This window comes from Nostoc sp. NMS2 (genome assembly GCF_017115105.1).
Classification (GTDB): Bacteria; Cyanobacteriota; Cyanobacteriia; order Cyanobacteriales; family Nostocaceae; genus Nostoc.
Window position 1 is genome coordinate 71,412 of the sequence record NZ_JABXKH010000103.1, and the last position, 6,551, is coordinate 77,962.

The 6,551-nt window shown below is 41.2% G+C and carries 7 protein-coding genes; 2 read left to right on the top strand and 5 right to left on the bottom strand.

Features of this window, described 5'->3' with window-relative positions; all coding sequences use genetic code 11:
• Positions 1-57 precede the first annotated feature (57 nt).
• Both HWQ36_RS18870 and HWQ36_RS18875 read left to right on the top strand, forming a co-directional pair.
• Positions 58-1,680 (top strand): AAA family ATPase, encoded by a 1,623-nt coding sequence (locus HWQ36_RS18870; protein ID WP_292705206.1) that lies wholly within the window; start codon positions 58-60, stop codon positions 1,678-1,680.
• A 372-nt stretch (positions 1,681-2,052) separates the two neighbouring features.
• Positions 2,053-2,613 (top strand): WGR domain-containing protein, encoded by a 561-nt coding sequence (locus HWQ36_RS18875; protein WP_292705207.1) that lies wholly within the window; start codon positions 2,053-2,055, stop codon positions 2,611-2,613.
• Between the two features lie 115 nt (positions 2,614-2,728).
• Here the strand turns inward: HWQ36_RS18875 and ptsH are convergent, their stop codons facing one another.
• From ptsH to HWQ36_RS18900, 5 genes are all read right to left on the bottom strand, one after another.
• Positions 2,729-2,986 carry a phosphocarrier protein Hpr gene (gene ptsH, locus HWQ36_RS18880; RefSeq protein ID WP_292705208.1) on the bottom strand — a complete coding sequence of 86 codons (258 nt, stop codon included), beginning with the start codon at positions 2,984-2,986 and terminating at the stop codon, positions 2,729-2,731.
• A gap of 52 nt (positions 2,987-3,038) precedes the next feature.
• A complete protein-coding gene (gene crr, locus HWQ36_RS18885; protein ID WP_292705209.1) occupies positions 3,039-3,527 on the bottom strand; it encodes a PTS glucose transporter subunit IIA in 489 nt (162 codons plus the stop codon).
• A 165-nt stretch (positions 3,528-3,692) separates the two neighbouring features.
• The gene (locus tag HWQ36_RS18890) at positions 3,693-4,226 is read right to left on the bottom strand and encodes a hypothetical protein (protein ID WP_292705210.1); all 534 of its coding nucleotides are present in this window, start codon (positions 4,224-4,226) and stop codon (positions 3,693-3,695) included.
• A 56-nt stretch (positions 4,227-4,282) separates the two neighbouring features.
• Positions 4,283-4,936 (bottom strand): calcium-binding protein, encoded by a 654-nt coding sequence (locus HWQ36_RS18895; RefSeq protein WP_292705211.1) that lies wholly within the window; start codon positions 4,934-4,936, stop codon positions 4,283-4,285.
• A 597-nt stretch (positions 4,937-5,533) separates the two neighbouring features.
• Positions 5,534-6,397 (bottom strand): transposase, encoded by an 864-nt coding sequence (locus tag HWQ36_RS18900; protein ID WP_292705212.1) that lies wholly within the window; start codon positions 6,395-6,397, stop codon positions 5,534-5,536.
• Between the last annotated feature and the right edge of the window lie 154 nt (positions 6,398-6,551).

Below are 6,551 nucleotides of genomic sequence, written 5' to 3' on the forward strand. Positions count from 1 at the left end.
CGAATTGCGAATTGCGAATTGCGAATTATTATCAGTTCCTTATCAAATTGAAAAACAATGAAACTCTCAAATCTGCTCTCCACACTCGATTCACAAATACCCATTGCTGCGGTTGATGTTCTGTCACCCGATGAAGCGACGATTATTCAGTGGTTGACTACACAGGCATCGAGCAAGCTATCAAGTCCAGTATTCTTCTGGAATCTGGGAGTATCAACCTTAGAGCAATGTTTAATCGCAGCAGATGGGGGATTGGTGTTTAAGCCAGTTGCAGAGTATAAGAAACCACCACAGGCTGATCCATTGTTATATGTGTTTGATTACATTGCTAACTTTAGTGGGAATGGTGTATTTATCCTCGGAGATATTCACCCCTTTATTGCTAAGAATTCACCCCAATTGAGTTGGGAAATTTTAAGCAAGATTAAAAACCTTTACCACAGGTTAAAACCCACAGATAAACGCATTGTATTGCTGGGTCAGAACATACAATTACACGAATCCTTAGTCAGATTGATTCCTTATTGTGAAGTTCCTTTACCTAGTATTGATCAAATACTACTTCATCTCAATTCTTATTTGCATGACTTACAACAGTCTGCTATTGAACAGGAATTGACTTTTACTATTACGCTTGAAAATGCTGAATTTGAAACTCTTTCTCGTGCAGCGCTGGGTTTAACCTTAGAAGAAATTAGTGATTTTCTTCGGTTAACAGTCAAAGAAAACTTAACTAATGATGGTGTCGTCGTTGGCGCTGATTTTATCCCCAAAGCCGTCGAGTACAAAACTCGGCTACTGTCTCAAATGGGTATCGAGTTGGGTAAACCTGCGACAATCGCATTCGGCGGTTTGGATCTACTGCGCGAGTGGCTGATGAGGCGGCGGCGGCTGTTCACGCAAGAGGCGCGAAATCTCTCGTTACCCCAACCAAAAGGTGTGTTGCTTGCAGGGCCTCCCGGAACAGGAAAATCTCACTGTGCCAAAAACATCGCTAGCATACTCAATCTACCACTTCTGCAACTCGACATTGCGTCCCTTCTAGGTTCACTCGTTGGCGAATCCGAAGGTAATGTTAAACGCGCACTGAAAACAGCATCCGCGATCGCACCTTGTGTCTTGTTTATTGATGAGGTGGAAAAGGCGCTTTCAGGTCAGGGCGATACTTCAGGTGTTAGTCAAAGGATTCTTGGAACTTTGCTTACGTTCATGAGTGAGTGTACTGCTGGGGTATTTATTGTAGCTACTTGCAATGATCCATCAGCACTACCAAGTGAGTTTAAGCGCAAAGGTAGGTTTGATGAGGCTTTCTTTGTTGATCTGCCCACAGAACCGGAGCGTGTACAGATTCTGGGGATTCACCTAGAGCGATTCGGTATTCATCTGGAATCCGAATATCTCGAAGCGATCGCAGCTTCGACCGCGAAATTCTCCGGTGCAGAACTGGAAACCCTTGCTTCGGAAGCTGCTCTGCTGGCATTCGATGAAGGACGACCGCAGCAGGTAACGCTTGCTGACCTCGAAGCCTGCCGTCAAACGATTACCCCGCTTGCCGTTACTGATGCTCAGGCAGTCGAGCGTATGCAGTCCTGGGCGGCTACCGCACGACGGGCTAGTAGTGCTGTGGTTGCAGCGAAAACTCAATCTTTGCGTGCTGCTAAGTTTCGGAATATGAACTGAGAAATAATTTTGGGGAAAGGGGAAAGGAATGAAGAAAACTCTCTTTTCCCCTTTCCCTTCTTGATGGCCATCTGTTTTAAATGGACTAACAACTCTAGAAGCGGAAACAGTACTTGAAGCTTTACAGCATCAAATTAGATGGGGCAATGCCTAAGTAAAAAGAAGTGTTTGAAAATCAAACACCAATTCACTAATCAAATTAATTAGACCTGAGAAGGAAATGAGTCAATATCTAAGTTTCGAGAACTTCAAAAATTGTTTGTTAAACAAAGATGTTCCACCACCTGCTAAACCCAAACAAGAGAGCTTTGAAACCTTTAAGAACAGGATTTTAGGTATATCTAATCCACAGCCAACGGAGAAATAATCAACATGGAAATCTATTTAGTGTATGTTGATGCTATCCAGAACAGCAATAAGTTCTGGGCGGCCATTGTCGAAGATGGTAACTTAACAGTGCAGTGGGGCAGAGTCGGTTATAAGGCGCAAACGAAAATCCACACATTAGCCAATCATCAAAGAGCCATTGCTAAATTTCATAATCTGGTAGCAGAAAAGAAATCCAAAGGTTACAGCGAAAGCCAGCCGGAGATTGATGCTAGTCGCAGTGTTGCAGACATTAGACGAGCTATTCAATTATTGAATATTATCCGTCCTTGTATTGCTAATAGAATTTTTCACGATGGCTATATTAACGCCCTAAATGAATATCTGAAAATAGTACCAACACCTTTAGGGATGCAAATTGACTACCACAGAGTTTATCGCACGGTAGAAGATATTGACTATCAGCGAGAGTTACTCAGTTCTTTGTTAACGACATCTGCACCACAAGTTGCTGCGGTAGCTGTTGGTCATGCCCCTGAAGCGACAGCAGAACCCAAGGTAGTCAGTCTCAAGACTATCAGCAAGAACTTCTGGCGACATCTTTAGGGTTAAAGAATGTGACTGGCGAAAAGCTAATCACACTTTTAATTTTTCTATAGTCACAATCTAAACATTTAACTTAATACAATTAATTGTAAATATTAGAAGTGCAAAAACAGGCTCATTCCAACTCTGCCATTAGTTTTACTAAATGCTCAACAGCTTGCTCTTCGTCTTCGCCTTCTGCACTAATAGTGACTACTGTACCCTGATCCAGTCCAATAGTTTGTAGTTTAAACAGACTTTTTGCGCTAGCATTTTTGCCGTTAGAGATAATAGTAATTTCTGAGGAGAAACCTTTTGCTTCTTTGACAAACTGAGCAGCAGGGCGGGTGTACAACCCATTTGGAGCAGTGATAGTAACTTCTTGTTGTTTCATAAAACTTGTGATTTGTTAATTAACACATTTATTTAAAGAAAAAACGAGGATCTTACTTATTGACACGCATAACTACATCTCCTATAGTTACAACACCAGTTAGCTTGTGAAGTTCTTTGATTTCATCCAAATTTGAAATCACAACAGGACTCAGGATACTCTTGGCTTTCTCTTCTAGGACAGGTAGATCAAGCTCAAGAATAAGGTCGCCTTTTTTGACCTTCTGTCCTTCCTCAGCGATACGTTTAAAGCCTTCTCCTCTCAACTCTACAGTGTCAATACCTATGTAAACAAATATCACAATACCTGTGTCGGATTCTATACTGAACGCATGATTCGTCTCAAAGATTTTTCTAATGATACCGTCACAAGGTGCAACCACCTCGTTACCACTTGGTTTGATAGCGATACCGTCAGCTTCTATTTTCTCTGCAAACACGACATCAGGTACATCTTCGATAAGCACAATCTCGCCAGATAGTGGAGCAAATATCTCAATCTCGCCAGATAGTGGAGGAAATAGCTTAGTAAATAACGACATTCAATTTGTTAAAACAACAAGTATATACTTCATTTATCAAGTTACAGCCTATCAACAGCATAATCAAGGGTTAGTATAAAAGATCCTACTTTTCCTACTTTTCCTACTTAACTAAAGTAAATATGTAGTTATTTTTTGAATAATTCAAGAGTCAGAAAGGCACTGCTACATTAAGCAATCGCGTTGTTCCTCCCACTTCACCAGCACCCCATCCACGATCGCAACCCCCCACTGCGGAAACTTCGCCATAAGCTTTTTGATCACGATTTGTAAGGCAGGGTCATCATTCCAGCAAGAAAGCAAGTACTCGAAGCCCGGATTCTCACCCGAATTTGTCGCTCGATTCAGTTTCTCCCTTCTTACAGGTAGCACATTTGACCGCGCTACAATCGCCTCATGCGACCATTTTTCAGGATTTGGCACGGGCGGCGCGGAACTTTCACCCTCATCAACTGCTTTGACTTCTTCACCCGAAACTAAATTTTCAGCCATCAACGAAGCGAGATTACCTGCTTCTACTTGCCCCTGTGGTTGATCTGCGATCGCAGAATTTAAAGATTTTTCATTTTGAGCAACGGGCGCGGCGGAACAAGTGCCTTCAAGACAGTCTCTCGGCTCAACACCACAATCCTGGTTTTCAGCCAACAACAAAGCAGATTCACCCTGTGCATCATCCAAAAGCGTCAGCGATGTACTCAAATTCAGGTGGCCAAAGTTTTGCGTGACTCCTAAATTTATTTTTTGGAAATCCCTAATTAACCAACCACAAAATTGTTGTTAGTTAGTGACAATCCAGTTGATAGTTGGGCAAATTTTACCTGAGTAAAATCACCTGCACTGCCATCTTGGTCAAAGAACAATCCACCTGTAGAATCATCATAAATGAATCGTTGATCGCTTGTCGTTGCAGATGTGCCGATGGTAAATTGATTAGCTGAAAGTGAACCTATTGATAACCCGCCACCAAAACCATTAGCTGATACCTGAATCAGTTCATTAGTGGGCTTGAAGTCATAAATACTATCAACTCCTTCATTGTAACCATTGAAACCAAAGGTATCAATCCCGCTCCCTCCTATGAGGATGTCATTACCATTGCCACCTATGAGGGTATCATTGCCACTGCCACCATCAAGGGTGTTATTGCCTGTGTTGAAGTCGCTGCCAGAGAGGTCAAGATAATCATTACCACTGCCACCAGAGAGCAGGTTATTGCCCGTTGAACCGCCAGCCCTCAATGTGTCGTTACCTGCCCCTCCATTAAGAGTGTTATTGCCTAATGAGCGAGAGTCGGAGAAGTTAATGTATAAGCCGACACTAGTGTTGCTGTAAATGCCAGAGATATCAAGATAATCATTACCATCGCCCCCAGAGAGTAGGTTATCACCTGTTGAACCGCCAGCCCTCAATGTATCCTCACCTGCAGGGCAAACGCATGTGTGACTCGTTCCTAAGTTATGTATTAGCTTAGGAACGAGTCACACATGCGTTTGCCCTGGCTAGGGAAGTAGGATGGTATCATAGCGAAAAAAAAGGCTCAACGAGAGAAGACGAATTGAACCAATGGGTAAACTACGACGAATTAATAATGAATATAAAGAATAACCCTGCTTATGGAAGAGGAAGCCTTCCCCAAATTTCGATGGGAATAAATGGTGGGCTGAGTGTTAGTATGATTTATTGGTTCTTTCGCTTTGGAACTTGCAATCTTTAACATTTAAGGCTTTCAGAAGTTTGTAAAGTTATTGATTGCAGCCTCATTTTCCACGCAATAATCAGCATTTCATAAATCCGATACCTGGCACTGGCGGCTGATTGATAGCAATTTGCCTGAATAAATTTTGCTGCTACCTCATGCACCTCCGTACTCTCAGTAGACCGAAAAGTTTGGCGATCGCTAAAAAATAGTAGTGTACGATACCATTTTTGGAGGAATGGAAAAAAGCTGATCGTCTGGGAGAAATGATAAGATTGGCTTATTGATTAACCCCAAAAATCAACCAAAATCAGCCAGACGGTAAACAAACTTGGCAGGCTACTCCATAATTGCGGTCTACTGCTTGACGTAGAAACTCAAGCATCTGTTTAAGGGTAAATAGATCAGATAAAACTTGTCTAGTACTTCTTTTTAAACGACTGAGATAATGCCATACTAGATAAATCCAAACATTAATAATTAAAAAAGATAGGCTGACAAATAGCAGTCGAATAATTGGATTTTTAATAGTAGTTTTGATTCGGCACTGATTTTTCATACGATAACTACTCTCAATCCCGAACCGGAGACGATAGTCGTCATGTATAAGCTGCAAAGTTAACTTAACTTTATAGACTGCGTAAATAAAGAATTCCCGACCATGCGCTCGTCTTTTACCATTCTTATATGTGCAAACTATCCATACTGGAAAAGTTACTGAACCATATTTATCGCTGTTTAAAGTGTAACTGGTCTTGTAACTTCGTCTACCTCGAATTAATTGTTTAGTACCTCCATGTTTGCCTCGAATAATAGCTGGCATTTCAAATGGAATATCCAGAGCTTGCAACCATCTAATGACAGGCACACAGAAGAACTCTCGGTCTAAATATAATCGTTCAATTCTCAGATTTAAAGGCTCAATTAATGCTAAAAGATACGTGATAATTGCTACCAAAGTATTTTGTTGCTGAACAGCTTTGATAGCTAAGGTTACTCTTTTATGCTTTTTAATTACATAAATAGTAGCGTAAGCATAGAAAGAGCAAGTACCATTTTTCGCTTGGCTTCTATAAATATATGGTGCTTCCGATGGTGATGGCTCACCATAATAAGGAATTAAATTAAAGTCAATGGCTATTTTTTGCTGTCCTTGTCGTATGCCACTTGGCAATCGGCTTTGAAGTGCTTTATTTAAAGCCCCTTACAATAAAGAAAGGTCTGAATATTTCTCCAAATGGTAACGAATATCATTACTGGTTGGAACATTTTTTGTATCCGCTCGGTAAATCGGGGTAGAAAGAAAAAATCAGAATGTAGATTGGTAG

Coding starts and splice junctions, on each gene's coding strand:
- HWQ36_RS18870 (WP_292705206.1), top strand. CDS start 58: ATGAAACTCTCAAATCTGCTCTCCACACTCGATTCACAAATACCCATT.
- HWQ36_RS18875 (WP_292705207.1), top strand. CDS start 2,053: ATGGAAATCTATTTAGTGTATGTTGATGCTATCCAGAACAGCAATAAG.
- ptsH (WP_292705208.1), bottom strand. CDS start 2,986: ATGAAACAACAAGAAGTTACTATCACTGCTCCAAATGGGTTGTACACC.
- crr (WP_292705209.1), bottom strand. CDS start 3,527: ATGTCGTTATTTACTAAGCTATTTCCTCCACTATCTGGCGAGATTGAG.